Origin of the sequence: Halanaerobacter jeridensis (genome assembly GCF_016908315.1) — a bacterium.
In the GTDB taxonomy this organism is placed as follows: Bacteria; Bacillota; Halanaerobiia; order Halobacteroidales; family Halobacteroidaceae; genus Halanaerobacter; species Halanaerobacter jeridensis.
This window is the reverse complement of record NZ_JAFBDQ010000005.1, coordinates 135,019-161,201: the sequence shown is the minus strand read 5'-3', so window position 1 is coordinate 161,201 and position 26,183 is coordinate 135,019. Positions and strand designations below refer to the sequence as shown.

General features: G+C 32.8%; 24 protein-coding genes and 4 tRNA genes. 27 read left to right on the top strand and 1 reads right to left on the bottom strand.

Annotation, left to right across the window (positions count from 1 at the left end):
- Window positions 1-136: 136 nt before the first annotated feature.
- From JOC47_RS06405 to JOC47_RS06310, 19 genes are all read left to right on the top strand, one after another.
- On the top strand, window positions 137-682 hold the full coding sequence (locus JOC47_RS06405) for a manganese efflux pump (RefSeq protein ID WP_204701227.1): 546 nt from the start codon (window positions 137-139) through the stop codon (window positions 680-682).
- A gap of 184 nt (window positions 683-866) precedes the next feature.
- A complete protein-coding gene (locus JOC47_RS06400; protein WP_204701226.1) occupies window positions 867-1,361 on the top strand; it encodes a helix-hairpin-helix domain-containing protein in 495 nt (164 codons plus the stop codon).
- Window positions 1,362-1,420: 59 nt separating this feature from the next.
- Complete coding sequence (locus JOC47_RS06395) at window positions 1,421-1,642, top strand: NifU family protein (protein WP_204701225.1); 222 nt, start codon at window positions 1,421-1,423, stop codon at window positions 1,640-1,642.
- Between the two features lie 129 nt (window positions 1,643-1,771).
- Window positions 1,772-2,407: a PilZ domain-containing protein gene (locus JOC47_RS15410; protein WP_204701224.1), complete on the top strand. Its 636-nt coding sequence runs from the start codon at window positions 1,772-1,774 to the stop codon at window positions 2,405-2,407.
- A 76-nt stretch (window positions 2,408-2,483) separates the two neighbouring features.
- On the top strand, window positions 2,484-2,765 hold the full coding sequence (locus JOC47_RS06385; RefSeq protein ID WP_204701223.1) for an acylphosphatase: 282 nt from the start codon (window positions 2,484-2,486) through the stop codon (window positions 2,763-2,765).
- 126 nt (window positions 2,766-2,891) lie between these two features.
- On the top strand, window positions 2,892-3,902 hold the full coding sequence (corA, locus tag JOC47_RS06380) for a magnesium/cobalt transporter CorA (RefSeq protein ID WP_204701222.1): 1,011 nt from the start codon (window positions 2,892-2,894) through the stop codon (window positions 3,900-3,902).
- A 12-nt stretch (window positions 3,903-3,914) separates the two neighbouring features.
- On the top strand, window positions 3,915-4,832 hold the full coding sequence (gene rd / locus JOC47_RS15960; RefSeq protein WP_369127962.1) for a rubredoxin: 918 nt from the start codon (window positions 3,915-3,917) through the stop codon (window positions 4,830-4,832).
- A gap of 142 nt (window positions 4,833-4,974) precedes the next feature.
- Complete coding sequence (locus tag JOC47_RS06365) at window positions 4,975-7,635, top strand: calcium-transporting P-type ATPase, PMR1-type (RefSeq protein WP_204701221.1); 2,661 nt, start codon at window positions 4,975-4,977, stop codon at window positions 7,633-7,635.
- Between the two features lie 62 nt (window positions 7,636-7,697).
- Window positions 7,698-7,774, top strand: a tRNA-Asp gene (locus JOC47_RS06360).
- Between the two features lie 46 nt (window positions 7,775-7,820).
- Window positions 7,821-7,896 (top strand) — tRNA-Ala (locus tag JOC47_RS06355).
- A gap of 77 nt (window positions 7,897-7,973) precedes the next feature.
- Window positions 7,974-8,050: transfer RNA gene (locus JOC47_RS06350), tRNA-Gly, on the top strand.
- A gap of 9 nt (window positions 8,051-8,059) precedes the next feature.
- A tRNA-Pro gene (locus JOC47_RS06345) sits at window positions 8,060-8,136 on the top strand.
- Window positions 8,137-8,388: 252 nt separating this feature from the next.
- Window positions 8,389-8,673 (top strand): hypothetical protein, encoded by a 285-nt coding sequence (locus JOC47_RS06340; RefSeq protein ID WP_204701220.1) that lies wholly within the window; start codon window positions 8,389-8,391, stop codon window positions 8,671-8,673.
- Window positions 8,674-8,986: 313 nt separating this feature from the next.
- Window positions 8,987-9,763 carry an ATP-dependent helicase gene (locus tag JOC47_RS06335; RefSeq protein ID WP_204701219.1) on the top strand — a complete coding sequence of 259 codons (777 nt, stop codon included), beginning with the start codon at window positions 8,987-8,989 and terminating at the stop codon, window positions 9,761-9,763.
- 589 nt (window positions 9,764-10,352) lie between these two features.
- The gene (locus JOC47_RS06330) at window positions 10,353-12,209 is read left to right on the top strand and encodes a reverse transcriptase domain-containing protein (RefSeq protein ID WP_204701218.1); all 1,857 of its coding nucleotides are present in this window, start codon (window positions 10,353-10,355) and stop codon (window positions 12,207-12,209) included.
- 136 nt (window positions 12,210-12,345) lie between these two features.
- On the top strand, window positions 12,346-13,566 hold the full coding sequence (locus JOC47_RS06325) for an ATP-dependent helicase (protein WP_204701217.1): 1,221 nt from the start codon (window positions 12,346-12,348) through the stop codon (window positions 13,564-13,566).
- Window positions 13,567-13,668: 102 nt separating this feature from the next.
- Window positions 13,669-15,939: an AsmA family protein gene (locus JOC47_RS06320; protein WP_204701216.1), complete on the top strand. Its 2,271-nt coding sequence runs from the start codon at window positions 13,669-13,671 to the stop codon at window positions 15,937-15,939.
- Window positions 15,940-16,406: 467 nt separating this feature from the next.
- On the top strand, window positions 16,407-16,829 hold the full coding sequence (gene ndk, locus JOC47_RS06315; protein ID WP_204701215.1) for a nucleoside-diphosphate kinase: 423 nt from the start codon (window positions 16,407-16,409) through the stop codon (window positions 16,827-16,829).
- A gap of 140 nt (window positions 16,830-16,969) precedes the next feature.
- The gene (locus JOC47_RS06310; protein WP_204701214.1) at window positions 16,970-18,178 is read left to right on the top strand and encodes an NAD(P)-dependent malic enzyme; all 1,209 of its coding nucleotides are present in this window, start codon (window positions 16,970-16,972) and stop codon (window positions 18,176-18,178) included.
- A 70-nt stretch (window positions 18,179-18,248) separates the two neighbouring features.
- Here JOC47_RS06310 and rpmB read toward each other — a convergent pair whose 3' ends face one another.
- Window positions 18,249-18,479 (bottom strand): 50S ribosomal protein L28, encoded by a 231-nt coding sequence (rpmB, locus tag JOC47_RS06305; RefSeq protein WP_204701213.1) that lies wholly within the window; start codon window positions 18,477-18,479, stop codon window positions 18,249-18,251.
- 186 nt (window positions 18,480-18,665) lie between these two features.
- Here rpmB and JOC47_RS06300 point away from each other — a divergent pair, with 186 nt between their 5' ends.
- The 8 genes from JOC47_RS06300 to msrA all read left to right on the top strand — a co-directional run bounded on the left by JOC47_RS06300 (window position 18,666) and on the right by msrA (window position 26,147).
- Window positions 18,666-18,863, top strand: coding sequence for a DUF1858 domain-containing protein (locus JOC47_RS06300; RefSeq protein WP_204701212.1), 198 nt, complete (start codon window positions 18,666-18,668; stop codon window positions 18,861-18,863).
- A 22-nt stretch (window positions 18,864-18,885) separates the two neighbouring features.
- On the top strand, window positions 18,886-19,254 hold the full coding sequence (locus tag JOC47_RS06295) for an Asp23/Gls24 family envelope stress response protein (RefSeq protein ID WP_204701211.1): 369 nt from the start codon (window positions 18,886-18,888) through the stop codon (window positions 19,252-19,254).
- The gene (locus JOC47_RS06290) at window positions 19,244-20,923 is read left to right on the top strand and encodes a DAK2 domain-containing protein (RefSeq protein ID WP_204701210.1); all 1,680 of its coding nucleotides are present in this window, start codon (window positions 19,244-19,246) and stop codon (window positions 20,921-20,923) included. Before JOC47_RS06295 ends, JOC47_RS06290 begins: the two co-directional genes overlap by 11 nt.
- A gap of 10 nt (window positions 20,924-20,933) precedes the next feature.
- On the top strand, window positions 20,934-21,767 hold the full coding sequence (locus JOC47_RS06285) for a DegV family protein (RefSeq protein WP_204701209.1): 834 nt from the start codon (window positions 20,934-20,936) through the stop codon (window positions 21,765-21,767).
- Window positions 21,768-21,856: 89 nt separating this feature from the next.
- Complete coding sequence (gene recG / locus JOC47_RS06280) at window positions 21,857-24,340, top strand: ATP-dependent DNA helicase RecG (protein WP_204701208.1); 2,484 nt, start codon at window positions 21,857-21,859, stop codon at window positions 24,338-24,340.
- A 247-nt stretch (window positions 24,341-24,587) separates the two neighbouring features.
- On the top strand, window positions 24,588-25,133 hold the full coding sequence (gene rsmD, locus JOC47_RS06275) for a 16S rRNA (guanine(966)-N(2))-methyltransferase RsmD (protein ID WP_204701207.1): 546 nt from the start codon (window positions 24,588-24,590) through the stop codon (window positions 25,131-25,133).
- A 2-nt stretch (window positions 25,134-25,135) separates the two neighbouring features.
- On the top strand, window positions 25,136-25,654 hold the full coding sequence (gene coaD, locus JOC47_RS06270) for a pantetheine-phosphate adenylyltransferase (RefSeq protein ID WP_204701206.1): 519 nt from the start codon (window positions 25,136-25,138) through the stop codon (window positions 25,652-25,654).
- 46 nt (window positions 25,655-25,700) lie between these two features.
- Window positions 25,701-26,147, top strand: coding sequence for a peptide-methionine (S)-S-oxide reductase MsrA (gene msrA, locus JOC47_RS06265; protein ID WP_204701205.1), 447 nt, complete (start codon window positions 25,701-25,703; stop codon window positions 26,145-26,147).
- Window positions 26,148-26,183: the final 36 nt, after the last annotated feature.

The window sequence follows — 26,183 nt, the reverse complement described above, 5'->3', positions numbered from 1 at the left end:
TAAAAGTAAAGGAAATTTGTTATTTTCATTGATAATTGTTTAATTTTAGGTATAATGTTAATGAAGTAAAGTACAATAATATCTATAGTTTTGGTAATAATAAGAATAAATTATAAATAAAATCAGGAGTGAAAATATGTTAAACATTATTTTTATTGCACTAGCTTTAGCTTTAGATGCTTTTGCAGTTGCTCTAGGAGTAGGATGTGGAACCCAGATGAAGCTTAGAGAAAAGTCAGGAATTGTTATTTCTTTTGCTTTCTTTCAATTTTTATTTGCTCTATTAGGGGCAGGATTAGGAAATTATATTGATAAAAATATTTTCAATATTACTGGTTATATTAGTGGGACAATGATTTTACTGATTGGGATGCTATTATTATGGGAAGGATATAAAGATGATGAGGCTTGTATGTATGCTAATCTAGAATTTTGGACTTATATCGTGTTGGGAATTAGTGTTAGTATTGATGCTTTAGGAGTTGGATTTTCTGCTTTATATAATTTTGATCTATCTTTAATTTTTGGTAATACATTAATTATTGGATTAATTACTGCTATTTTAACTGGAACTTCCTTTATTGTAGTCAAATATATCAAAAATTTCTTGATTGTAGAAAAATATGCTGATTATATCGGGGGGGTTGTATTAATTATATTTGGATTAAAGATGATAATTTAAAACTTTAGACATCTGGAGTATTTTATGATAAAATTATAATGTGGTATTTTACTATGACTATTATCTTTCACTAGTGATAAAGTAAATAAAAATTTAATATAGCTTTAGAAAAATATTACAATAAATTTGAAGTAAAAATTATTAAGTAGTAAGTTAATTCAAAAAGTTAAAAGGAGGAATAAAGATGAAAGATCTTAATTCTGTTGATATTAAAGAATTACAACAAATAAAAGGTATTGGTAAAGTTACTGCTCAAAATATAGTTCAGTATCGAGAAGAAAATGGTGGCTTTGATTCTTTAGATGAGCTAAAGAATGTATCTGGAGTTGGGGCCAAAAGTTTCGCTAATTTAAAAGAAGAAATAACTCTTGGTGAAACTAGTGATAATGATGAAAATAATATTTCAGTAGAAGAGGCTGAAGAAGATTTAGTTAGAATTGAGTTTAATCCGGCTGATTATGAGATTGCTGAAGTTAATGAGGTTCATTTAGTAGGAGATATGAATAATTGGGATCCGAGTGATAAAACATATTCTTTAGAACCAGAAGAATCTGGTATTTGGGCTAATTCTTTTGCTTTGGAAGAAGGGTTAGAGTATAAAGTAATGTATGATTCAACAAGTTGGGAAGAAGATAAACATGTAGGGTTTTATGGCGACAACTTAAAAGTTGGACAATAAAATAAAACACTGCTGTTTAATATTAATCAAATTATTTTATTAAAAAGGAGATGTTATTAGTGGAAGAAGAAGTTAAAGAAGTTCTTAAAGAGGTTAAGCCATCCTTGCAAGCTGATGGTGGAGATGTAGAATTAGTTGAAGTTACTGAGGAAGGTATTGTTAAAGTAGAATTACAAGGGGCTTGTGCTGGATGTCCAATGTCACAGCTTACTTTAAAGAACGGTATTGAGAAAAAATTAAAGGAAGAAATTCCAGAAGTTAAAGAAGTACAAGCAGTATAGTAGATCAAATAAGAGGGTGGTTACCATCCTCTTATTTTTTTATTTAAAATCATTAATTCTAATTTTTAAATTAAGAGGTTCACTGACTACTATAACTTATGTCTTTTATAAAGGAGTGAACTTAAACTAGTGAATAATTTTAATTTATATTTAGGCCAAGATGTTAAATTAACTCCTAATGAAAAGTCTGATACAGAATATGAAGCAGAAGTAATTGCTAAAGATAAAACAGGGATTGATTTAAAAGTTTTAAATTGTGAACCAGAATCAACTTCAATATTTGAAGAAGTTAGAGAGTGGATACTTTGTTTTGAAGGAAGTAATAGTCTGAATCAATTAGATGTTGAAATTAAAAATATTAGTACTAGATTTAATTTAGTACTCTTAGTAAATCCAATTGGAGAAGTAAGAAAAATTGAGAGAAGAAGATATAATCGGGTGCAAATTTCTACTGCTATTCGTTATCGTAATTTGAAGCAGCAAGAATCTAAAACAGCTCATTTAATTGACGTTAGTGCTAGTGGTATTAAGATGGAAGTAGAGTCTATAATAGATTTGCAAGTAGAAAAGAAAATTATAATTGATTTTACTACTTTAGATGAATTTCCTATATCTAAAATCAAAGCTAGAATTTTGCGGATTAAAGTTAATCAAAATTCTCGAGGAAAAGTAAGGAGATATTATATTGGCTTAGAATTTGTTTCTGTAACTAAAGAGCAAAGAGAAGAAATGATTGAGTGGGTACAGCAGCAGAAAAATAGTTGATTTAATTTTTTTTGCTAAAGTTGCAGGAAAAAATGGTATTTTATTTAAATTTAAAACTAAAGAAAGGAGTGATATCATGGCTGGGAAAATCCGTAAGCATGTGTATATAAGTGGTAGAGTGCAAGGGGTTGGTTTTCGTGCTTTTACAACCCGAACCGCGCATAGTTTGGGAGTTGCTGGGTGGGTTAAAAATTTAGCAGATGGTAGAGTAGAAGCGATCTTTTCAGGTTCTCAAGAACAAGTAGATAAAATATTAGAAGAAGTCAAAGAAGGACCTTCTTTTGCTAATGTAGAGGATATAGAAATCATTGATGAGAATTATAAGGGACAGTATGATGGTTTTGAAGTTAGATATTAATAATGATTATTTTTTGTAATTAATAGTAGGAATTTGAGTATTAAACTTGAATTATATATATGAGATTTAATTTTCGCATCTGAATTTGTATTTTGGATGTGTTTTTTTGTTATAGAGGAGGGGGGATTGGGTCTGACTTCAAAACAGCTTAGTGAAAAGAAAACTACTAGTGATTTTTTTATAACTTATTATGATAGGCAAGGGTATGAAGAAGAGAAAATAACAGAGATTAGTAATTTAGCTCAAAAGAATAAAGTTACTTGGATTAATGTAGTAGGATTGGGTTCAGAAGAAAAAATTAAAGAATTAGGAACTGAGTTTGATTTACATCCTTTGGTAGTTGAAGATGTTTTAAACCCAGCTCAGCGTCCTAAATTTGAAGTTTATGATGATTATATTCTATTTGTAGTTAAAGATTTTAATTATTATCCGAAAAATCAAGAAATAAAAAAAGAACAGTTGAGTATTATTTTAGGTCCTGACTTTATAATTTCTTTACAAGAACAAAGAACTAACACTTTTGATTTTATTAACAAAAGTTTAGCTAAAGAAAATAGTCAATTACGCCACAGAGGGGCAGATTACTTAGCTTATCGAATGATTGATACTGTAGTTGATAACTATTTTGTAGTTGTCGAAGAATTAGGGAACTTCATCTTTAATCTAGAAGAACAGTTAATTGAAGATTCTTCTTCCGAAATATTAGGTGAATTACAGCAATTGAAACGTGAAATCATCTCTTTTCATCGCTTAGTGTCTCCATTACGAGGGTTAATTTATAGTTCTAATTTTAAAGACAATCAATTATTTACCGATGAAACTTTTGTTTATTGGCGTGATGTAGATGATCATTTATCTACTGTTTTAGATAAAATTCAAATGTTTAGAGATATTGTGAATGGGATGGTAGATACTTATTTATCTAATGTGAATGATAATATGAATCAAGTAATGCAGGTTTTAACTGTAATTTCAACTATCTTTATTCCTTTATCATTTTTAACTGGTTTGTATGGTATGAATTTTCAGTATATGCCTGAATTGGGATATCAGTATTCCTATCCTATTCTACTAGGAGTTATGGGATTAATTGTCGTGACAATGCTAGTCTATTTCAAAAAAAATAATTGGTTATAAGGAGTGGAAAAAATGCAAGAGATTAATATTCAGTCATTAATGGATGTTACTTATGGATTATATATTATTAGTTCTAAATCAGGAGATAAGCTAAATGGTTGTATTGGGAATGCTGTAACACAGACTAGTGCTGAGCCTCCTACTATTGCTGTCTGTGTTAATCAAAAACATTTAACTAATCAGTACATTAAAGAGAGTGGTGTCTTTAGTATTTCTATTTTATCTAAAGATTTACCACGTAAGACTTTAGGTGATTTTGGTTTTAAGTCAGGACGAGATATAGATAAATTTGCAGAGACAGATTATATGTTAGGAGAAACTGGAGCGCCAATTTTGACAGAGTATACTTTAAGTTATATTGAGGCTGAAGTAATAGAGCAAGTAGAAGTTGAAACTCATACCATGTTTATTGGTAAAATAGTGAAATCGGATTATGTTGATCAAGATAAAGAGCCCTTAACTTATGATTATTACCATAATGTAATGAAAGGTAAATCTCCTGAAGGAGCTCCTACCTATTCGGGTGGAGAAGAAGAGAAATCACAGAAAGAAGAACAAAGTGAGCAGCAGAAATATAAGTGCGAAGTATGTGGTTATGTCTATGACCCAGCTAAAGGAGATCCTGATAATGGTGTAGAAGCGGGAACAGCTTGGGAAGATTTGCCGCATGGTTGGAAGTGCCCAGTCTGTGGTGTTGATAAAGATCAGTTCTTTCCATTAGAGGCTAAAGTAACTTCTGAGGAAGAAGATAAAGCTGGTAGTGATTTAGCTAAATATGAATGTGATGTTTGTGGTTATGTTTATGACCCTGCTGAAGGAGATCCGGATTCAGGAATTGAAGCAGGAACTGCTTTTGAAGACCTACCTGAAGACTGGGTTTGTCCTATTTGTGGGGTAGGCAAAGATCAATTTACTAAAATTGAGGACTAAAAATAAAAAAGAGGTTCTTTTTTATCTCTTCTCTGAATAATGATGTAATAGTTTAAGATGGATACCTCAGCTAATTGTTTTAACTATTAGAGCTATTAATGATGGTATCTAGATTATGTATTTTCAGAGGAGGGGTCAAGTCATGGATAATAAAATTTATAATTACTCTATTGTAGAGTTATTAGATAAATTAAAAGTAGATTTAAAGCGGGGATTAACTCCAAATCAAGTTAATCGCCGCTTAAATGATTTTGGGGCTAATCAATTACCACAGAAAAAAGAAAACTCAATTTTAGATTTATGGTTAGCTCATTTTAAAGACTTTATGGTTTTGGTTTTAGTAGTTGCAGTAATTGTTTCAGGAGCCCTTGGTGAATTAGCAGATGCGGCTGCAATTTTTGCAATTGTAATTTTGAATGCAGTAATGGGATTTGTGCAGGAATTTAGAGCTGAAAAGTCTTTACAGGCTTTAAAAAAGTTATCTGCTCCTCAAGCTAAAGTGAAACGAGATGGTCAAATTCAAGAAATCCCAGCGCAAGATGTTGTTCCAGGGGATTTAGTCATAGTAGAATTAGGAGATAAAATCCCGGCTGATGCCCGAGTTGTAGAGAGCAATAATTTAAAAGTGAATGAAGCTTCGTTAACTGGTGAATCAACTGCTGTACTAAAAAAGGATATAACCCTTGCGGGTGAAGTTTCTTTAGGAGATCGCAGTAATATGCTGCATTTAGGAACTACAGTGGTTGAAGGTCGTGGTAAGGCAGTAGTGACAGATACAGGTATAGCTACTGAGATGGGACAAATAGCAGATTTGCTACAACAAGAGGGGAAGAAGTTAACTCCATTACAAAGACGTTTGAAAACTTTGAGTAAATGGATTGTTTTTTCTTGTTTATTAGCTTGTTTAGCTGTAATGGGCTTAGGAGTTTTGCGTGGAGAATCAATTTACCGCATGTTTTTATCAGGAGTTAGTCTTGCTGTGGCTGCTATTCCTGAAGGTCTGCCGGCTATTGTAACTTTAGTTTTAGCCTTAGGAGTGCAGCGATTAATTAAATGTAATGCAGTAGTAAGAAAGTTACCAGCGGTAGAAACTTTAGGTTGTGCAACTGTGATTTGTTCTGATAAAACAGGTACTTTAACTACTAATGAAATGGTAGTAGAACAGATATATGTTAATAATAAAATTTATTATGGGCAGGCAGAAGGGTTTTCTAATCCGGCTCTAAAAAAAATATTAGAAATTAGTGCTCTCTGTAATAATGCTGAGATAGAGAGAAAAAGAAGTAAAGATAAAATAATTGGTGATCCAACAGAAGGGGCATTATTATTAGCAGCCCAAGAAGCAGGAATTAATCGCGAAAAATTGGCTCAAAAGTATCAACAACTTTTAGAAATACCTTTTAGTTCTAAGCGGAAAAGAATGTCTGTAATTGCTCAAGGACAGAATAAAGCAGAATTGTTGATTAAAGGAGCACCAGAAGTTATTTTAGAGAGAAGTCAGTATTATTATCAGCGAGGCAAAGTTAAGAAATTAACTGCTAAAAAGAAAGGTGAAATTTTAGAGCAAAATCAATCTTTTGCTGAACAGGCTTTAAGGGTTTTAGGAGTTGGATATAGAGAGTTGTCTGGTGTATTAGAAGAAGATGATTTAGCTCAATATGAAGAAGAAATTATTTTTGTAGGTTTGATGGGGTTAATTGATCCCCCCCGTCCTGAAACTAAAAAGGCCATTTTAGAATGTAAGAAAGCAGGAATTAAAGCGAAAATGATTACGGGAGATCATAAAGAAACTGCTGTAGCAATAGCTAAAAAACTAAATTTAAAGGTTCAAGCAGATAGAGTGATTACTGGTGATGAATTGCAGGAACTAAGTGAGCAAGAGTTGGTAGAGCGGATTGCTGATTTGACTGTCTTGGCCCGAGTTTCGCCTGAAGATAAGTTGCGGATAGTTAAAGCATTACAGAAGAAAGAACATATAGTAGCTATGACTGGTGATGGAGTTAATGATGCCCCGGCCATTAAAGAAGCTGATATTGGGATTGCTATGGGACAAAAAGGAACTGATGTTACTAAAGAAGCTTCATCATTGATTTTAGCTGATGATAATTTTGCTACAATTGTGGCTGCAGTAGCAGAGGGGCGAGGAATTTATAATAATATTAGAAAGTTTATTCGTTATTTATTATCTTGTAATGTAGGAGAAATTTTGACTATGTTTTTTTCATCATTATTAGCTTTGCCATTACCACTAGTGGCAATTCAAATTTTATGGGTTAATTTAGTAACTGATGGATTGCCTGCTTTAGCCTTAGGAGTTGATCCTGCTGATGATGATATTATGGAGCAACCTCCTCGGAGTCCACAGGAAAGTATTTTTTCTGGGGGATTACAGTGGAAGATATTAGGACAGGGATTATTAATTGGGCTTAGTACTTTATTTGTATTTTTATTAGGGCTGCGCTATGGTTCTGATTTAGCTACAGCACGGACAATGGCTTTTACTAATTTAGTTACAGCACAGCTTTTTTTCGTCTTTAGTTGTCGCTCAGAACAGTTGAGTCTGTTTAGAATTAATCCTTTTAGTAATGTATATCTTATTTTAGCAGTCTTCTTTTCTTTTGCTATGCATTATTTAGTGCTTTATATTCCAGTTTTACAGCAGTTATTTAAAACTACCCCGTTAACTACAGGTGAGTGGGCTTTAATAGTGATTATAGCTAGTAGTTCTACTTTTATTGTTGAAGTAGCACAGTTTATAATTAATTTCTGCCAAGAGAAATTATTTTTTGTGATTTCAGAATAGTTCTTGACAGACCCGTATCTATTTGTTAATATAGTAAATGTCGCTTGAGAGAAAGCAGACAAGGGGACGTGGTGTAGCTGGTTAACACGCCGGCCTGTCACGCCGGAGATCGCGAGTTCGACTCTCGTCGTCCCCGCCATTTATTTAAATTTTTCTTTATTCCCTGTTAAATTATCATTTTTCAAGGGGATATAGCTCAGTTGGGAGAGCGCTTGTCTGGCAGACAAGAGGTCACCGGTTCGAACCCGGTTATCTCCACCAGCACAAATTATAGATAATCATTGACAGTTATTGCTGAATGATATATAATAGTAATTGTCGATAAAAAATAGTGACATGCGGGAGTAGCTCAGTTGGCTAGAGCACCAGCCTTCCAAGCTGGGTGTCGCCGGTTCGAGTCCGGTTTCCCGCTCCACTTAATTATCGGAGCATGGCTCAGTTTGGCAGAGCACCTGGTTTGGGACCAGGGGGTCGCAGGTTCAAATCCTGCTGCTCCGACCAATTAATTTATTGTTTAAGCCCTAGACAGGGCTTTTTTATTTTTTTTTGTAATTATACCGTAATTTTACTCTGCACCTACTTATTGTTTGAGTAGGATTTTTTTATTTTTTGCAGGTGATTTCTTTTCGGTATAGAAATATAAAATTAAATAAGCATTATGCATTGTTTTTGATATTTATGCATAGGATTAATATTCAACTAAAAATATGAATATAGATTTATTAATCTTTCTATAGGCAAGGGGGGTTAAAATTGAATTATTATATTTATGCAACTGACCATGCGATTAAACGCTATCAACAGCGGCAGAAGGCTATTAGTCGGCAAAAGGCTATTCATAATATAGTGGAAGGAGTTAAGAGAAGTAGACTAATTGGCTTTGCTAAAGGTAAAAGAGAAGTTCGAGAACATCGTGGAGTAATATTTGTTTGTGAATTAGATGGTCGAAAGATGAATGTAATAACTGTATTAAATAGTAAGGCAGAATTGAGATTCCTTGATGATGATGAAAAGAAAGAATACTGTTTTAATGAATAATATTAAAGTAGTTTTAAATCTCATATTAAGAAGGAGCTGTTTAAGTTGTTAAATGAAAAAATTATAAAAATAAATGAGTACTGATGACTAGGAAAAAATTAAGTAATAGTTGAGCATTATTAAGTTTGTAATAATATAATATTTTATAAGCTGGCTAATCTTTTTAGATTAGCCTTTATATATTTTTTGCTAGGTTTAAATTTTGTTTAGTAAAAAAATTAACAGGTATTTTTTCTTGTCCGGTAGTAGATTTTATTATATAATAAATAACTGCTCTTTCAGAAATTTTTGATTATTAATTAGGAGGAAAAATATGGATTTAGAAACTATGTTAAATGAGAAACAACAGCAAGCAGTAGAAACTACTGAAGGTCCAGTTTTGGTATTAGCTGGAGCAGGTAGTGGAAAGACTAGAACTTTAACTTATCGAGTTGCTTATTTAATAGAACAAGGAGTTAGCCCTTATAATATTCTAACTTTAACCTTTACTAATAAAGCAGCAGAAGATATGAAAGGAAAAGTAGAAAAATTAATTGGAGACTTACCAAGTGATTTGTGGCTAGGAACCTTCCATGGGATTTGTGTTCGGATTTTAAGTCGACATCTAGAAGAATTAGGCTATAATTCTAATTTTGTAATTTATGACCGAACTGAAAGTGAAACTTTAGTTGAAGATATAATTTTGAGTTTCAATTTAGATAAAGAAAAATATGAGGTCAAGAAGGTATATGGAATAATCAATAAAGCTAAACGAAAGTTGTGGTCTAAAGCAGAACTTATAGAGCATTATCAAGATGGAGAACAAGAGGGAGATTTTTATCAAAATATAGCTGATGTTTATGCTAAGTATAATGAAGTATTAAAGGATAACAATGCTTTTGACTTTAATGATTTATTGGGAAAAACTATTGAACTTTTTGAAGAAAAACCAGAAATTTTAGCAGATTATCAAGATCGTTTTGAGTATATCTTGATCGACGAATATCAAGACACCTCGCCGGCACAATACCGCTTAGCTCGGTTATTAGCTGAAAAACATAATAATATTTTTGTAGTTGGAGATGATTACCAAAGTATCGTGCGCCAGTAAGGGTTTGTTAGTGTTGGATTTAGAAGTTCCAAGGCAAGGTATCTGCCTTGATGTCAAGTAGCTTATCTGAGGGGAAATCCTATAGGAGAGTGTAGCATGCTACTAAAGTCACAAGTCAACTAGTCGACAAGTTGCGACTGAGTGGCGAGACATAAAATGTGATGAAAGGATGAAGACTATACTGTTTGAAGAATAGACTAAGTGGAATTATGGTATTCTATCAGGGAAGTCGTGCTATAAACCTGATACTAGCCTTGACTGTAAGGAATAGATTGAGCCTAACAGTCAACGTGCTAAGGAATAGATGCTATCTTAGTACTAGAGATACTATTCGATATAAGGGCTAGCACACTCATGGTAATGAGTAAAGGTCAAAAGTTCCATCCGACAATCACATGTACTAGACTAACTAATCTAAACTGGGAAGACCTGTTCAGGAATGCTGTAGAGCTATGTTAGGAAGATGCGACTGAATATCCTGTATGGTCTCGCAACCATCGTAGTAGTCCGAGGCAAGTAATGCTTACCACATGGCGAAGGATGGTAGTCGATGGTCGTATAAAATAAATAGGAAGGAGCGCGAGGCTCTATGAGAAATCCTAAAGTAGTTTTATACAATTTAGCAAAACAAGCAAAGAAAGAGGACTATAAATTCAGAAGAATTTATAGAAATCTTTACAATCCCAAATTTTACCTAAAAGCATATGATAATATTTATGCTAATAGTGGTAGTGCAACAGCAGGAATAGATAATGAAACTGCTGATGCATTTAGTATGGATAAAATAGAAAAAATAATTAAACAACTTAAGAAAGAGAAATATCAACCTAAACCTGTTAGAAGAGAATATATTGATAAAGACCCTAATGGAAACAAACAAAGACCTCTAGGTATTCCAACTTTTAGAGATAGAATAGTTCAAGAAGTAGTTAGAATGATTTTAGAAGCAATATATGAAGAAAACTTCTCTGAACATTCTCATGGTTTTAGACCCGATAGAAGTTGTCATACAGCATTAACTGAAATTAAAAGAACATTTGCAGGGGTTAACTGGTTTATTGAATGTGATATTAAGAGCTATTTTGATACAATTGACCATCATATCTTAGTAAATATTCTGCGAAGAAGAATTGAAGATGAAAAATTCATCAGATTAATTTGGAAATTCCTTGGAGCAGGATATATGGAGAATTGGAAATACTATGGAACTTATTCTGGAACGCCGCAAGGAGGAATAGTTAGCCCTATACTAGCTAATATATACCTGAATGAATTAGATGAATATATGGAAGAATTCAGGGAAGAGTTTCGTCAAGGAAAGCCTAGTGATAAAAAACGTAATAGCGAATACAGAAAATATGCTGCAAGAATTAGGAGACTAAAGAAGAAATATGAACCAGTCTGGGATGAAATAAGTGATGAGAGAAAAGAAGAAGTGATTAGAAAGAAAAGAAAGTGGGAAGAAAAGAAGAGGAATTTACCTTATTATGACCCAGACCAAAGTGATAGCGAGTATAGGGATGTCAAATATCTAAGATATGCGGATGATTTTATAATAGGGGTACATGGTAGTAAACAAGATTGTAGAGAAGTTAGAGAGAGTCTGAGCGACTTTCTTGCAGAAAAATTAAATCTACAATTATCTACTGAGAAAACTGTTATTACGCACAGCTCAGATAGAGCTAGATTTTTGGGATATGATATCACATCACCTACTAGTTCAACGCTTACTAAAGATAAGAGAGGTTATAAAGTAAGAAGAAATAGTAATAGAATTTCTTTGTATATGCCAGAGAATAAAATCAGAGATTATATTAATGAACAAGACTTAGTTAAGAATGTTGATGCCGAAGAGTGGCGTATGAAACATCGACCTAAGTTGATAAATAATCCTGAACTAGAAATTGTAGCACATTATAATGCAGAAATTAGAGGTTTATATAATTACTACAAACTTGCAGAAAATGTGTCAACTTATATGTGGCAATTAAGACATGTTATGGAATATAGTTGTTTAGCCACATTAGCCAATAAAAGAAAGAGTACAATTTCTAAAGTAAAAGATGATTTGTCTAATGGAAAGCATTGGGGTATCTGGTATGAAACTAAGGATGGAGAGAAATTTATGCCATTCTATAACAAAGGGTTTAGTAAAGTAAAGAACAGTGATATGGTTGATATAGATGAAAAAAAGGTTGATAGGTTACCAAACCTATATCCATACTATAATAATACCACTAGTCTGGTTGATAGAATATTAGCGAGTAAATGTGAGTACTGTGGTAGGGATGATAGTGATGCCACTTATGAAGTACATCATGTTAATAAGCTAAAAAAATTAAAAGGTAAAAGAGAATGGGAGAAAGTAATGATTGCTAAAAATCGAAAGACCTTGATAATGTGTAAAGAATGTCATACTAAATTACACCAAGGGAATCTCGATTAGCTAAATATACCATTGATGGAGAGCCACATACTTTGAGAGGAGTACGTGTGGTTCGGGGGGGAGTTCTTGGAAACCTGCTTTAGGGATAAAGTAAGGCGCTGGGTTCTTACCCTACTATAAATTTCGTGGTGCTGATATGGAGAATATACTTAATTTTAATCAAGATTTTAAAGATGCGACAGTTATTAAATTAGAACAAAATTATCGCTGTAAAGGAAATATTATTCAAGCTTCTAATGCTGTAATTGCTAATAATTACAGTCAATTTGAAAAGGAAGCTTGGACAGAGCGCAATAGTGGTAAACCAGTTACTATTTGTGAAGCAGAAGATGAATATAGTGAAGCTCAATATATAGTGCGAGAGATAGATAATTTAGTTAAGTTTGGGCAACATAGTTATAATGATGTAGCTATTCTTTATCGTTCTAATCATCAATCACGAGTCTTAGAGGATGAATTTATTAGAAATCAAATACCTTACTATATTGTAGGGGGACTGGGGTTCTATGACCGCAAAGAGATTAAAGATATTATTAGTTATTTAAAAGTAGCTATTAATCCTCAAGATACAATTGCTTTAAAACGAATAGTTAGTACCCCAAAACGTGGTTTAGGCCCTAAAACTATAGAAAAAATGATTACTCATGCCCAGGAACATGTGCCGGATTTTAATTTATTAACTTTTGGAGAAGATGACCAATCTTTAGGTTTGTTTGATGTTATGGAAGATGCAACTGAGGTAGATGGTATTGGGAAAAAGACAGCCCGTAAAATAAAGAGATTTCATGATGAGATAGAAGAATTTACTGCTATTGCTAATTCAGATTTATCTATTCCCCAGCAGGTGAATAGGATTTTGAAGAAGAGTGGTTATTGGGCTATGTTAGAACTTGAAGATTCTGATACAGCTAGAAATCGAATGGAAAATTTAGATGAATTTTTAAGTTTGAGTAAAAATTATTATGAGAAAGATAAAAGTAGAGGTTTAGAGGATTTCTTAAGAGATCTACGATTATTATCAGACCAAGATGATATGGATGAAAATAATCAAGTTAAGATGATGACGGTTCATGCTGCTAAAGGTTTGGAGTTTCCAGCAGTATTTGTAGCAGGGGTGGAAGAAGAGATTTTTCCTCATTATCGGAACATGATTAGTGGTGATATAGAGGATATTGAAGAAGAAAGAAGGCTGTTTTATGTTGCCATGACAAGGGCTAGTGAGCGTTTGTTTTTAACTTATTCAAAACAGAGAAAAAAGTTTGGAGAAATTAAAGAGATGATGGGGTCTAGGTTTTTGGATGAGATTCCAATTGAATGTGCTATAGAGAAGATTCATGATGGAATTAGATATAAGTAGTCTAAAATGGGCTTGCGCCCATTTTTTTATTTTTAAAAAGGAAATATTGTTTTAAAGTAGAAATTAGTTAATGCAAGTAATTTCTATAGGGGGGATTCAAGAATGGAAGCTAAAGCTAAAGAGCAAAAGATAAATTTTAAAAAGATTGCATTGTATATATTAATAGCTATTATAATTATTATAACTGTTGCGGTTTTTTCATTGAAGATATATTTTAATAGTCAACGATTACAGAAATTAGTTCTTCCCCGATTAGAAAAGACTATTGGTCGTGATATAAGTATTGAAAATATAAATTTAAAGTTTTGGCCTCAATTAGGGGTGTCGATTGCTGAAATGAAGGTGGCTAATCCTGATGGCTTTTCTGAGGAACATTTGGCTCAATTAGATTCTTTCATTCTATCAGTAGAGTTATTACCCTTATTACAAAAGGAAGTACAAATTAAGGAAGTAACTATTAATAATTTAGAACTGGACTTAATTAAAAAGAAAGATGGTAGTACAAATTATCAATTACAAAGTACAAAAGAACAGTCTAATACAGACAAAGAAAAAGATAAGCCGGATACAAGTAATCAACCTTCTAACTTCATCTTGGATTTAGATGATTTAACGCTTAAAAATGGAAGAGTTAGTTACAATGATTTAAGTAAAAAGGGAAACATTAAAATGAATGGTATTAATAGCAATAATAAATTAAACATAGTAGGTAAGAATAAAAAAATAACAACTGAAGGTAAATTAGAAATTGAAGCGATTGAATTGCCTGATAAAGAATTATTAGATTTAAAACAAGAAAATTTAAGTTTGACTGTGGATCATCAACTTAGTTTTAATGGGCAAGAAAATATTTTAACAGCAGATAAGTTTGATGTGGTAATTAATGAATTTGATTTAGATAATAAATTTAAAGTTAAATTTTCAGAAAAGGGTTTTCAATTTGAGGAGTTGATTACTAAAAGTGGTGATTCGAGCTTAGATATTAAAGTATTAACTAAGTCAGGGTCTAAATTGTATTTTGCTCTGCATAGTACAATGAATTTAACAGAATTATGGGAGGAGAAGCCAATAGAATCTGATTATAGTGTCCAAGGGAAACTTAATTCTGATTTAACAGGACAATTTGATATTAAGCAGGTGCCAAAAAACTTAAGTAGTTTAGAGTTGCTAGGAAAAATTAAATGTGCTGATTTTTCTTTTGCAGGAGAATCTCTCTCTGATAAAATAACTGACACTAGAACTGAAATTAGTGTTGATTCAAAAAAGATTAAAGTAAACTCGCTGCAGACTAAATTTTTAGACAGTAATTTTTCAGGTAGTGCTGATATTGAAGCTTGGCGTGATTTTGTGGAAGCAATAATTAATGAGGAGCAAAAGATACCAGGGGCAATTAATTTTGCGTTAGAAAGTGATAGAATCAATTTAAATCAGTGGCAGAAAAACTTTGCAGCTCAAAGTACTAGTGAAGAAGAAAATGAGCAGAAAAATTTAGCAGAAACTACTCCTGATTGGCCAGTTAGAGGAAAATTAAAAGTAGGGGAATTGAAGTATCAAAATATAGCAGTAACAGATTTTGAAACTGAAATAAAATCTGCTAATGATTTAATTGAATTATTAAATTTAAAATTTAATTTAGCTGGAGGAGAGATTAATGGAGCTGGAAATTTAAATTTGCGGGAAGATACTCCTAGTTATAATGGTAATTTGAACATAAGCAAAATGGAAGTTAATCAACTATTAAGTACTCTTACTAAGTTCCAAGATAAACTATATGGAGGTATTAACTTAGATTTAGATTTTTCAGGAACTGGATTGGGAGTGGAAGATATTTTAAATTCCTTAACTATGCAGGGGGATGTACTTCTTGATAATACTAAATTAAGCGCCCGAAAAATGATAGAGCAATTGAATAGTTATTTTCAGATAATTGATAAGTCAGAGTTGAAATTAGGAAAATTAAAAGGACGCGTTAAATTAGATGATGGGAAATTGAAGGTTAATAAAGTTAAAACAGTAACTAATGGTGATCAAATTACTCTTGATGGTTATTCAACTATAGATGGGAAGTTAAATTTTAAAGTTGATTATTTATTATCAGTTGAAAGATCTAAAAAAATGGATTTAAAGCATAAAGAATTACTTTATGCACCTGATACTAAGCGAGTTCAAGTTGCTCTTGATTTAACTGGAACAACTACTAAGCCAAAAATCAAGTGGGATAAATCAAAATTAGAGCAAAGAATAAAAGAAGAAGCTAAAGAGAAAGTAAAAGAAGAAGCTAAAGAAGAAAAAAAGAAGGCTGAGGATAAAGCTAAGCAGAAGATAGAAGAAAAGAAGGAAGAACTAAAGGATAAGTTTAAGAGTTTATTCTAGCCAGTAGTGAAATCAGGGAAAATCTCTGCATATAGATTGTGCAGTTAATAAGCAGAAAAGTAGAGAGAACAGGGCTGCACGGAGTGTTTTCTGATTTTTGAAAACACGGAGGGCAATAAGAACAGTATTAGTAAACAGTAATGAGTAAAGAGAATAAGAACAGTAAAACAGTTAAGCAGTAGCCAGTAGTGAAACTAGGGTAAATCCCTGCATATAGCCTGCGGAAACATAGTAATTTGCAAAATGCCTTGTATGTTTATTGCGTAGAATGATTAGCATTAAATTTAAGCGCTGTGGGCTACACGGAGAGTTTTGTATGTTTAAAACTCGTAGGCAGTTAATAAGCAGAAAAGTAGAGAGAACAGTGAGACAGTGAAGATCCAAGAAAAAGAATGTAGAGACTTAGCACCGCTAAGTCTGTGTAATAAAACAATTATCAATCAATAACGAATAAGGAGTGTTTAAATATGGAACAATCTTTAGTGTTAATTAAGCCGGATGGTGTGAAGCATAGTAATATTGGGGATATTATTACTCGTTTTGAGCGTAAGGGATTAAAAATTGAAGCAATTAAGATGTTATGGATGGATGAAGAGTTAGCAAGAGAACATTATGGTGAACATGCAGGTAAAGATTTTTTTCCTAATTTAATAGATTATATTACTGCTGGTCCTATAGTAGCATTAGTAATTGGAGGCCAGGAAGCTATTAGAGTTATCCGTAATATGGCTGGTGCCACAGATCCTATTGAAGCTAGACCGGGAACTATTAGAGGTGATTTAGCAGCTGATTTAGAGCATGGTAATGTAATTCATGCTTCTGATTCACCAGCAAGTGCTCAAAAAGAAATTGAATTATTCTTTACTGCTGATGAAATTTTTTCCTATTAACCTAAGGAAATAGGCTTTCTACTTTACTTTTGTCTGAGAAAGTTTTATACTTATATATGAAAATAAATTTATATTTATAAATCTAAAAACTAATAATAAAATACATAAAAGCAAGTGGTTTAGAATTGAGGAGGAAAATTATGAATTTAAAAGAGGAAGCATTAAAATTACACAAAGAAAACCAAGGTAAAATTGAAGTAACTAGTAAGGTCAAAGTAGAGGATGAAAAAGATTTAACTCTAGCTTATACGCCGGGGGTAGCTGAACCTTGTCGTGAGATTGAAGAGGAAGAAGATAAGGTTTATGAATATACTGCTAAAGGAAATTTAGTAGCTGTAGTATCTGATGGAACTGCTGTATTAGGTTTAGGGGACATTGACCCTGAAGCCTCTCTGCCAGTAATGGAAGGAAAAGCGGTATTGTTTAAGAGATTTGCTGATGTTGATGCCTTTCCTATTTGTTTAGATACTAAAGACCCAGATGAAATTGTAGAGACAGTTAAACGGATGGAGCCTACTTTTGGTGGGGTTAATTTAGAAGATATTTCAGCACCACGCTGTATAGAGATTGAAGATAGATTAAGGGAAGAACTTGATATTCCAGTGTTTCATGATGATCAACATGGAACAGCAATTGTAGTATTAGCAGGATTAATCAATGCAGCTAAATACGCTGAAAAAGACTTAGATGAATTAGAAATTGTAATTAATGGTGCAGGAGCTGCTGGCTTGGCAATTACTAATTTATTGTTAGAAGTAGGTGTAGGTGATGTTGTTTTAGTGGATAAATGTGGGGCAATCACTCCTGAAACTGAAGGTATTAATTGGGCTCAACAGGAAATGGCTGAAAGAACAAATAAAGAAAGTCAAACAGGTAGTTTAGAAGAAGTAATTAAAGATAGAGATGTATTTATTGGAGTTTCAGCTCCTGACTTAGTTTCTCAAGAGATGGTAGAGAGTATGGCAGATGATCCAATTATATTTGCTTTAGCTAATCCAGTGCCTGAGATAAAACCGCCTGAGGCTAAGAAAGGTGGCGCTAAAGTAGTTGCTACGGGAAGGTCTGATTATCCTAATCAAGTTAATAATTTGCTTGCTTTTCCTGGGATTTTCAAGGGAGCACTAAAAGTGCGAGCTACTAAGATTACTGATAAGATGAAGACTACGGCTGCTTTTGCTGTAGCAGATTTGATTGCAGATGAAGAATTAGCTGAGGATTATATTATTCCAGCTTCCTTTAATAAACAAGTAGTTAATAAAGTAGCATTAGCTGTAGCTAAAGAAGCTGTAGCATCAGATTTGGCTAAAAGAGAAATATCAGTTTTAGAGTTAGAAAAAGAATTTGCCTAAAGAACTTTGACAATATAAAAAGTAGCAAGGACAGTTTGTCCTTGCTACTTTATTATTTAAAATAATGAATTTAATATGCTCGTTCAACTTTGCCTGCTTTAAGACAGGAAGTACAAACATTAATTCTTTTTTTAGAGCCGTCAACAACAGCCTTAACTTTTTGTAAGTTAGGTTTTTGTTTTCTTTTAGAACGATTAGTTACGTTTCGGCCAACTCCGCCTTTTTTCTTAGCTTTACCACGGCGGTTAACAGAATTAACTCTATTAGAACCTTTACCACAGATTTCACAATGTTTTCCCATTTGCATCCACCTCCTTGATTAAATAAATAACAAGGTTAATTAGTTATTAATTTGTTGCACCTAATTATTGTAACACAAAAAGTAACTAACTAGCAAGGGAAAATTACTATTTTAATGGTAAAGGAGGAATTTAATTAGTTGTATTGAATAACATTGAAAGTAAGAGGATAAAATAGGAGGAAAAATATGAAAGTTACTAAAGAAACTATTATGTTGGATGTATTAAAGAAGTATCCTCAAGCTAGTAAAGTGTTAGTTAAATATAATCTAGGTTGTTCGACTTGTTTTGGAGCAGTATTTGAAGATATTGAAACTATTGCTCGAGCTAATGGGATTGAAGTAGATGATTTAGTAGCAGAATTAAATAAATTAACTGATCAATAATCTAAATAAAGGGGGAACTGTCATGAATACAGGCCAAAAATTAGATAATGATTTAGGAACAGTTAACATCTCAGAGGAAGTTATTTCTATTATGGCAGGGTTAACTGCTATTGAATGTTATGGTTTGGTAGGAATGGCTAGCCAAGGTATTCAAGATGGGATATCTAGATTATTAGGGAGAGAAAATTTAAACAAAGGTATTGAGGTGCACAAGGTTGAAGATGGAATTGTAGTAGAACTATATATTATTGTAGAATATGGGACTAAAATATCAGAAGTAGCTAGTAATGTAATGAATCGAGTTCGTTATACTTTGGAAGATTTGGCAGGTATAAATGTAGTAGCTGTCAACATTAATGTTCAAGGAGTGAGGGTGGATAATGTTAATTGATCAAATTGATCAAGAAATCAAACAATTAAATACAGCTGAATTTAAGCAGATGCTAATTGTAGCAACTAAAAAATTAAAAGAAGCCGAAGAAGAAGTTAATGATTTAAATATTTATCCAGTACCTGATGGTGATACTGGTTCTAACATGTATTTAACTTTATCTAATGCAGTAGAAGAAGTGAAAAAGACTAACTCTAATACTGTTGGAGATTTAGCCGACAAGCTATCAATGGGAGCTTTAATGGGGGCTAGAGGTAATTCAGGTGTAATCCTATCTCAACTATTAAAAGGTTTAGCCAATGGAATGGAAGACTCCGACGTATTAACTGTTGATAATTTGTCGGCTGGATTGCAGCAAGCTGCAGATATTGCTTATCAAGCTGTAATGAAACCAGTAGAGGGTACTATTTTAACGGTAGCGCGAGAAATAGCAGAAAAGGCTGAAGAACTATCTGATGTTCATGATTTAACTGAGTTTATGTACAAGATAGTTAAACAAGCTCGAGAAAGTGTAGCTAAAACTCCTCAGTTATTAGAAGTGTTAGATGAAGCAGGTGTAGTTGATGCTGGAGGAAAAGGTTATGAAATCTTTTTAAGAGGTTTATTAGAAGGAATGTTAGCTGAAGAGGAAGAATTTGAAGAGATTTTTGCCGGCTCATTTGCTTTAGGTCATACTAAAGAGGAACAAGAATCAGAAGAAAAGTTTGGTTATTGTACTGAATTTATTGTTAAAGGTGCTGAAGTAGAAGTTGATGAGTTTAGAGAGAAAATTTCTGCACTTGGTGATTCTTTAGTAGTAGTTAAGACTCAAGATTTATTGAAAGTTCATATTCATACAGATCATCCTGGGGAAGCATTAGAATTTGGGATTGAATATGGTGATTTAACTAATATAAAAATAGATAATATGTCAGAACAACATCATGAACGAATTAGACAAGAGGCAGAACGAGATGCTCAAGAACAAGCAACTAAAGAAGATCCTAAAGACGGAGAGATTGACACTTCTGCTGATGAATTAGCAGTCCTAGCAGTTACAGTAGGTGATGGTCTACAGGATATATTTGACCAGATTGGAGCTCATTATGTTTTAAAAGGTGGACAGTCTTTCAATCCTAGTACAAAAGACTTATTGAATGGAATTGAAAAGATCGATGCTTCTGATATTATCATTTTGCCTAATAATAAGAATGTTATTTCAACGGCTAAACAAGTTAAAGATTTGACAGAAAAAAATATTGAAATTGTTCCTACTAAGACAGTACCACAAGGTATTGCAGCAATGATGATGTTTAATCCTCAAGGCGAGCTAAGTGCTGTGAGTGATGACATGAAAGAGGAATTGGAATATGTTAAGACTGGAGAAATAACTTATGCTGTTAGAGATACTGAGATAAGTGATATGAAGATTGAAAAAGGTGATATTTTAGGATTACAAGATGGAGATATTGAAGTTGTAACAGGAAATTATAATCAAGCGGCATTAAATTTGATTGATCATATGGTAGAAGACTTAGATTCGTTAATTACTATTTATGTAGGTGAAGAAACTACTGCTGAGAAAAAAGAAGAATTAATTGATAAGTTAGAAGAGAAGTACCCCGATTTTGACCTTGAAGTTCATACAGGGGGACAACCAATTTATTATTATATTATTTCAGTAGAATAGGGGGAAAAGGATGGAAGTTGCAATTGTAACTGACAGTACAGCAGATTTGCCGCTAAATAAGTTAGAAGAGTATAATATAACTAGGATTCCTTTAAAAGTCTCTATAGGAGGAGAAGAATATTTAGATCAAATTGATTTAACAAAAAAAGAATTTTTAAAGAAGTTGGAGTCAACGGAAGAACTACCAACTACTTCTCAGCCGGCTTTGGGTCAATTTATTGATGCTTATGAAAGATTAGCAGAGGATTATGATTATATTTTATCAATCCATATATCAGAAAAATTCAGTGGAACTATAAAAACTGCTCATACTGCTAGTAATATGATTGAAGGAGCTAAAATTGAAGTGGTTGATTCAGAAACTGTGACAGCTCCGTTGGGAGTTATTGTGACAGAAGTTGCTAAGGCAGCACATCAAGGTCAAAGTATGGAAGATTTATTGAATTTAATAGATCAATTAAAAGAACAAATTAATTTATACTTTACAGTTGATGAATTAGATTATTTGGAAAAGGGCGGTCGGATTGGTAAGGCGGCAGCTTTTTTGGGTAATTTATTTAAAATTCGTCCTTTATTAACAGTTGAAGATGGAGAAGTTAGTCCATATAAAAAAATTAGAGGAAAAAGAAGATTATATAATGAATTTTTAAATTTAGCTTCTGAGCTTAGAGTTGACGGAACTAATAATTTAATTATTTTACATGGGCTTTATCCGGATAAGGCCTATACTTTAAAAGAAAAATTAACTACTGAGTATGATTGGGAAACAATAGAAGTGCAAGAATTTGGTTCAGTAGTAGGAGCACATGTAGGTCCTACTCCATTTGGAATGGTAATTTGCTAAAAGTATTATAATAATTATAAAATTCCTAATACTAATTTGTGTTAGGAATTTTTTATTGCAATTAATAAAGATTCGAGGTGCTGAATAATATGAATAAAATTAAAGAAATATTTAATAAATTAATCAAACCATTACCGATAGAATTTAAGTTAAAAGGTTTGAACACTTCTGTATTTGGTGGATTTGATAGTTATGTCTTGAAGTTAAGTCAGAAATTAAAAACAGAAGCTGATACTAATGAGACAGTAGAATTAATAGAAAAATTGGAAGACTTGTTTAGTGACTATGAAGATGTAACTTTGGATGAAAGATATGAAAAATTAGAAGATGCTGTAGAAATAATTAATCAATTAGGGCAAAAAATCCACCGCCAAAAAATATTTAAACTTAAAAATAATAAGTTAGAAAAGATTGAAAAAAAGAAAAAACAGTCTAAACAATCTAAAACTAAAGCTAGTAATAATCAAAAGATTAAATCTGAGGTAAAAGAGGGACAAAAATTGCCTGAATTTTGGCAGCAAGAAGTTCGTTATGTTAAAGGGGTGGGTGAATATTGGGCGGAAAGATTGAAGAAATTAGAGATAGAAGAAGTAAGTGATTTACTCTACTATTTTCCCAGAGACTATAATGACTGGAGCAAACGTTCTAAAATAGCTAATGTAACTGCTGAAGAAGAAGTTACTGTCCAAGGAAAAGTAGTTAATGTAAATCAAATTAAGCCGCGCCAAGGTCTTAAAATTATTAAAGTAGGTATTAATGATGGGACTGGAACTTTATATGGTGTGTGGTTTAATCAAGCTTATCGAATGAAGTATTTTAGAGATAAACAAGGTGAGATTTTTCTCTTTAGTGGTGAAGTAAAACATAATTACGGGCGTTTAGAGATTAATAATCCTCATTATGAAGAACTAGGAGGGGAACATTTACATACTGCAAGGATCGTACCGGTATATCCGACTACCAAGGGTATTAATCAGAAGAAATTACGGACTATTATTAATAATACTTTAGATAAATATAGTACTGAAATTCCGGAGTTTTTACCTACTTTTGTTTTGGATAAGTATAATTTTCCTGATTTAGCATCAGCTTTGCAAGATATTCATTTTCCTGATGACCAACAGAGTTTAAAATTGGCCCGGAAACGTTTTGCTTACGAAGAATTATTTATTCTACAGTTGGGCTTAGCTTTGAAGAAAGAAGGAGTTAAAGAAGAAACTCCAGGTACTAAACATTCAGGAGGACAAGAATTAGTAGCACAGTATTTTGAGAAACTACCTTTTGATTTAACTTCGGCCCAAGAAAAAGTTTGGCAGGAGATTAAAGAAGATATGGCTGCTTCTAATCAAATGAATCGCTTGTTACAAGGTGATGTAGGAGCAGGTAAAACTGTAGTAGCTACTTTAGCGTTGCTGCGAGCAGTAGGCTCTGGATTTCAAGGAGCACTAATGGCGCCTACAGAAATTTTAGCTGAGCAGCATTACTTAGGTTTAAAAGAAGAGTTAGCTCCATTAGGTATTGAAGTTGGATTATTAGTAGGAAGTTTGAGTAATAGCGAAAAAGAAGAAGTAGTTAAGCAAATGGAAGCGGGAAAAATTGATATAATTATTGGGACCCATGCATTGATTCAAGAAGAGATTAATTTTGATCATTTAGGTTTAGCTATTGTAGATGAACAGCATCGTTTTGGAGTGAGACAAAGAGCTACCCTACAGGAAAAAGGAGATATTCCTGATGTATTAGTGATGACTGCGACCCCTATTCCTCGGACTTTAGCTTTAACTGTTTATGGTGATTTAGATGTGTCAGTAATTGATGAACTACCGCCAGGAAGAAAAGCAGTAGTAACTGAATGGCGGACTCAACAAGCCCGGTCTAAGATTTATTCTTTTATTGAAGAAAAAGTAGAAGATGGTCAGCAGGCTTATGTTGTCTGTCCATTAGTAGAGGAATCAGAAAGTTTAGATGTAGAATCAGCGACGGAAGTTTTTCTGAGGTTTAAAGAAGAAATCTTTCCTGATTTAAATTTAGGATTATTACATGGGCAGTTGAAATCATCAGAAAAAGAAGACGTAATGGAAGAGTTTAGAAAGGGTAAGATTGATGTATTAGTATCTACTACAGTGATTGAAGTAGGGGTTGATGTGCCTAATGCTACAATTATGGTCATTGAAGATGCGCAACGTTTTGGTTTAGCTCAGTTACATCAATTGCGAGGACGAGTCGGACGAAGTAGCTATCAATCCTATTGTATTCTTGTTTCTGACCCTAAGACAGATGAGGGTAAGGAAAGAATGAAAATTATGGCTCGCTCTAATGATGGTTTTGAAATTGCTGAAGAAGATTTAAAATTGCGAGGGCCAGGTGAATTTTTTGGTACAAGACAACATGGAATGCCGGATTTAAAGGTAGCAGATATTATTCGCGATCAAAAAGTACTGGAAAAAGCCCGAGAAGATGCTTTTGAAGTAGTACGGAGCGATCCTCAATTGAATAATCAGCAGCATCAAATTTTAAAGAAATTCTTAAGTAAAAGTTTTGATTATGATTTTGAATTAATAGATATATCATAAGAACATTGAAACAGTAATGAGTAAAGAGTAATGAGAAATGAGAAAAAAAGCAGTGAAAAGAAGTAAAGAGTAAAAGCAGTGAAAAGAGTAGAGACTTGGCACTGCCAAGTCTAAATAATAACGAACAGTAAGAATAAAAAAATAAATGTAGAGACTTGACATTGTCAAGTCTAATCTTTATAGTAGTGAATAGTATATTGAGCAATATCAGATTTTAATTGTGTAATTGTGAAAGGAGATTATAAATATGAGAATAATTGCTGGAAAAGATAAAGGAAGAAGATTAAATCGTCGTGATGGTCAAGATGTCCGACCAACTAGTGATCGGACTAAAGAAGCGTTATTTAATATTTTAGGTTCAGAAATAGTAGGAGTTAGATTTTTAGATTTATTTGCTGGATTTGGTGGGATTGGTTTAGAAGCTTTGAGTCGTGGTGCTTATGAAACTGTATTTGTAGATAAGTCAGAAGAAAATATAAAAATCGTTGAAGAAAATATAGAAATGTTAGGTTATGAGGATAAAAGTAAAGTTGTGACAGCAGATGTATTAGAATCTTTAGGTTTGCTGCGCGGTAATTTTGATTTAATTTTTATGGATCCACCATATAAACAAGAACATTTATATCAGGCAACTTTAAAAGAGATTGAAAAGTATAAATTATTACATCCTACAGGCATTATAATCATGGAACATCATTCTGAAGCTGAGCTAGACTTAGCATCAGAATATGATATAATAAAAGAAAGAGATTATGGTAATGCAGCTTTAACATTAGTTAAAAGGAGCGAATAATTATGGCTAAAGTAGCGGTTTATCCAGGTAGTTTTGATCCGGTGACAAGTGGTCATTTAGATATTATTAAGAGAGCTAATAATATTTTTGACAAAGTAATTGTAGCTGTCTTCAATAATGCTAATAAAGAACATTTGTTTACTAAAGAAGAAAGAGTAGAGATGTTAGAAGAAGTTTTAGATGATAAGCCAGAGATTGAAGTGGATAGTTTTACGGGCTTATTAATTGACTATATAGAACAGCATCATGGTGAAGTGATTATTAGAGGGTTGAGAGCAGTTTCAGATTTTGAATCAGAATTTCAAATGGCTTCTTTAAATAAAAAGTTGGCTCCAGAAATCGAAACTTTATTTATGATGACTAATACAGAATATGCTTATTTGAGTTCTAGCGCTGTTAAGGAAGTAGCTAGTTTTGGTGGATGTGTAGAAGAATTAGTTCCAGATTATATCATAGATAGATTAATGACGAAGATGGAGGAAGAAGATAAAATCATTACAGAATCAGAAGATTCTAAATGAAAAAAGTACATAACTAATTTTTGTAATTGCAAAGGAGAGGTTAATTATGGACCGAGCTATTTTTGCAGCTGGTTGTTTTTGGGGAGTAGAGTCTAAGTTTAAAGAAGTTGCAGGAGTAACAGAAACTACAGTAGGTTATACAGGTGGTAGTACTGTAGAACCTAGTTATGAAGAGGTATGTAATGGAGACACTGGTCATGCTGAAGCAGTAGAAGTGATTTATGATGAAGAAGAAGTTCCATATCAAGAGTTGTTAGACCTGTTTTGGGAATGTCATAATCCAACGACTTTAAATCGGGAAGGTCCTGATGTAGGAAGGCAATACCGTTCAGCTATATTCTATACAAGCGAAGAACAAAAGAAATTGGCCCAGCAGTCAAAAGAAGATTTGAATAATAGTGTTACTTATGATGACCCGATTGTGACTGAAATTGAAGAAGCAGGGCCGTTTTATGAAGCGGAAGAGTATCATCAAGATTATTTAGATAAATAATTGTCTGTAAAATAAAAATCAATCCGACTTTTTTTC

What these genes read in the sequence shown, in the direction of transcription:
- JOC47_RS06335 (WP_204701219.1), top strand. Translation starts at nt 8,987, where the DNA reads ATGGATTTAGAAACTATGTTAAATGAGAAACAACAGCAAGCAGTAGAA.
- JOC47_RS06400 (WP_204701226.1), top strand. Translation starts at nt 867, where the DNA reads ATGAAAGATCTTAATTCTGTTGATATTAAAGAATTACAACAAATAAAA.
- JOC47_RS06405 (WP_204701227.1), top strand. Translation starts at nt 137, where the DNA reads ATGTTAAACATTATTTTTATTGCACTAGCTTTAGCTTTAGATGCTTTT.
- JOC47_RS06385 (WP_204701223.1), top strand. Translation starts at nt 2,484, where the DNA reads ATGGCTGGGAAAATCCGTAAGCATGTGTATATAAGTGGTAGAGTGCAA.
- JOC47_RS06285 (WP_204701209.1), top strand. Translation starts at nt 20,934, where the DNA reads ATGGAAGTTGCAATTGTAACTGACAGTACAGCAGATTTGCCGCTAAAT.
- rsmD (WP_204701207.1), top strand. Translation starts at nt 24,588, where the DNA reads ATGAGAATAATTGCTGGAAAAGATAAAGGAAGAAGATTAAATCGTCGT.
- JOC47_RS06290 (WP_204701210.1), top strand. Translation starts at nt 19,244, where the DNA reads ATGTTAATTGATCAAATTGATCAAGAAATCAAACAATTAAATACAGCT.
- coaD (WP_204701206.1), top strand. Translation starts at nt 25,136, where the DNA reads ATGGCTAAAGTAGCGGTTTATCCAGGTAGTTTTGATCCGGTGACAAGT.
- JOC47_RS06295 (WP_204701211.1), top strand. Translation starts at nt 18,886, where the DNA reads ATGAATACAGGCCAAAAATTAGATAATGATTTAGGAACAGTTAACATC.
- JOC47_RS06310 (WP_204701214.1), top strand. Translation starts at nt 16,970, where the DNA reads ATGAATTTAAAAGAGGAAGCATTAAAATTACACAAAGAAAACCAAGGT.
- recG (WP_204701208.1), top strand. Translation starts at nt 21,857, where the DNA reads ATGAATAAAATTAAAGAAATATTTAATAAATTAATCAAACCATTACCG.
- ndk (WP_204701215.1), top strand. Translation starts at nt 16,407, where the DNA reads ATGGAACAATCTTTAGTGTTAATTAAGCCGGATGGTGTGAAGCATAGT.
- JOC47_RS06320 (WP_204701216.1), top strand. Translation starts at nt 13,669, where the DNA reads ATGGAAGCTAAAGCTAAAGAGCAAAAGATAAATTTTAAAAAGATTGCA.
- msrA (WP_204701205.1), top strand. Translation starts at nt 25,701, where the DNA reads ATGGACCGAGCTATTTTTGCAGCTGGTTGTTTTTGGGGAGTAGAGTCT.
- JOC47_RS06365 (WP_204701221.1), top strand. Translation starts at nt 4,975, where the DNA reads ATGGATAATAAAATTTATAATTACTCTATTGTAGAGTTATTAGATAAA.
- rpmB (WP_204701213.1), bottom strand. Translation starts at nt 18,479, where the DNA reads ATGGGAAAACATTGTGAAATCTGTGGTAAAGGTTCTAATAGAGTTAAT.
- JOC47_RS06325 (WP_204701217.1), top strand. Translation starts at nt 12,346, where the DNA reads ATGGAGAATATACTTAATTTTAATCAAGATTTTAAAGATGCGACAGTT.
- JOC47_RS06300 (WP_204701212.1), top strand. Translation starts at nt 18,666, where the DNA reads ATGAAAGTTACTAAAGAAACTATTATGTTGGATGTATTAAAGAAGTAT.
- rd (WP_369127962.1), top strand. Translation starts at nt 3,915, where the DNA reads ATGCAAGAGATTAATATTCAGTCATTAATGGATGTTACTTATGGATTA.
- JOC47_RS06330 (WP_204701218.1), top strand. Translation starts at nt 10,353, where the DNA reads ATGAGAAATCCTAAAGTAGTTTTATACAATTTAGCAAAACAAGCAAAG.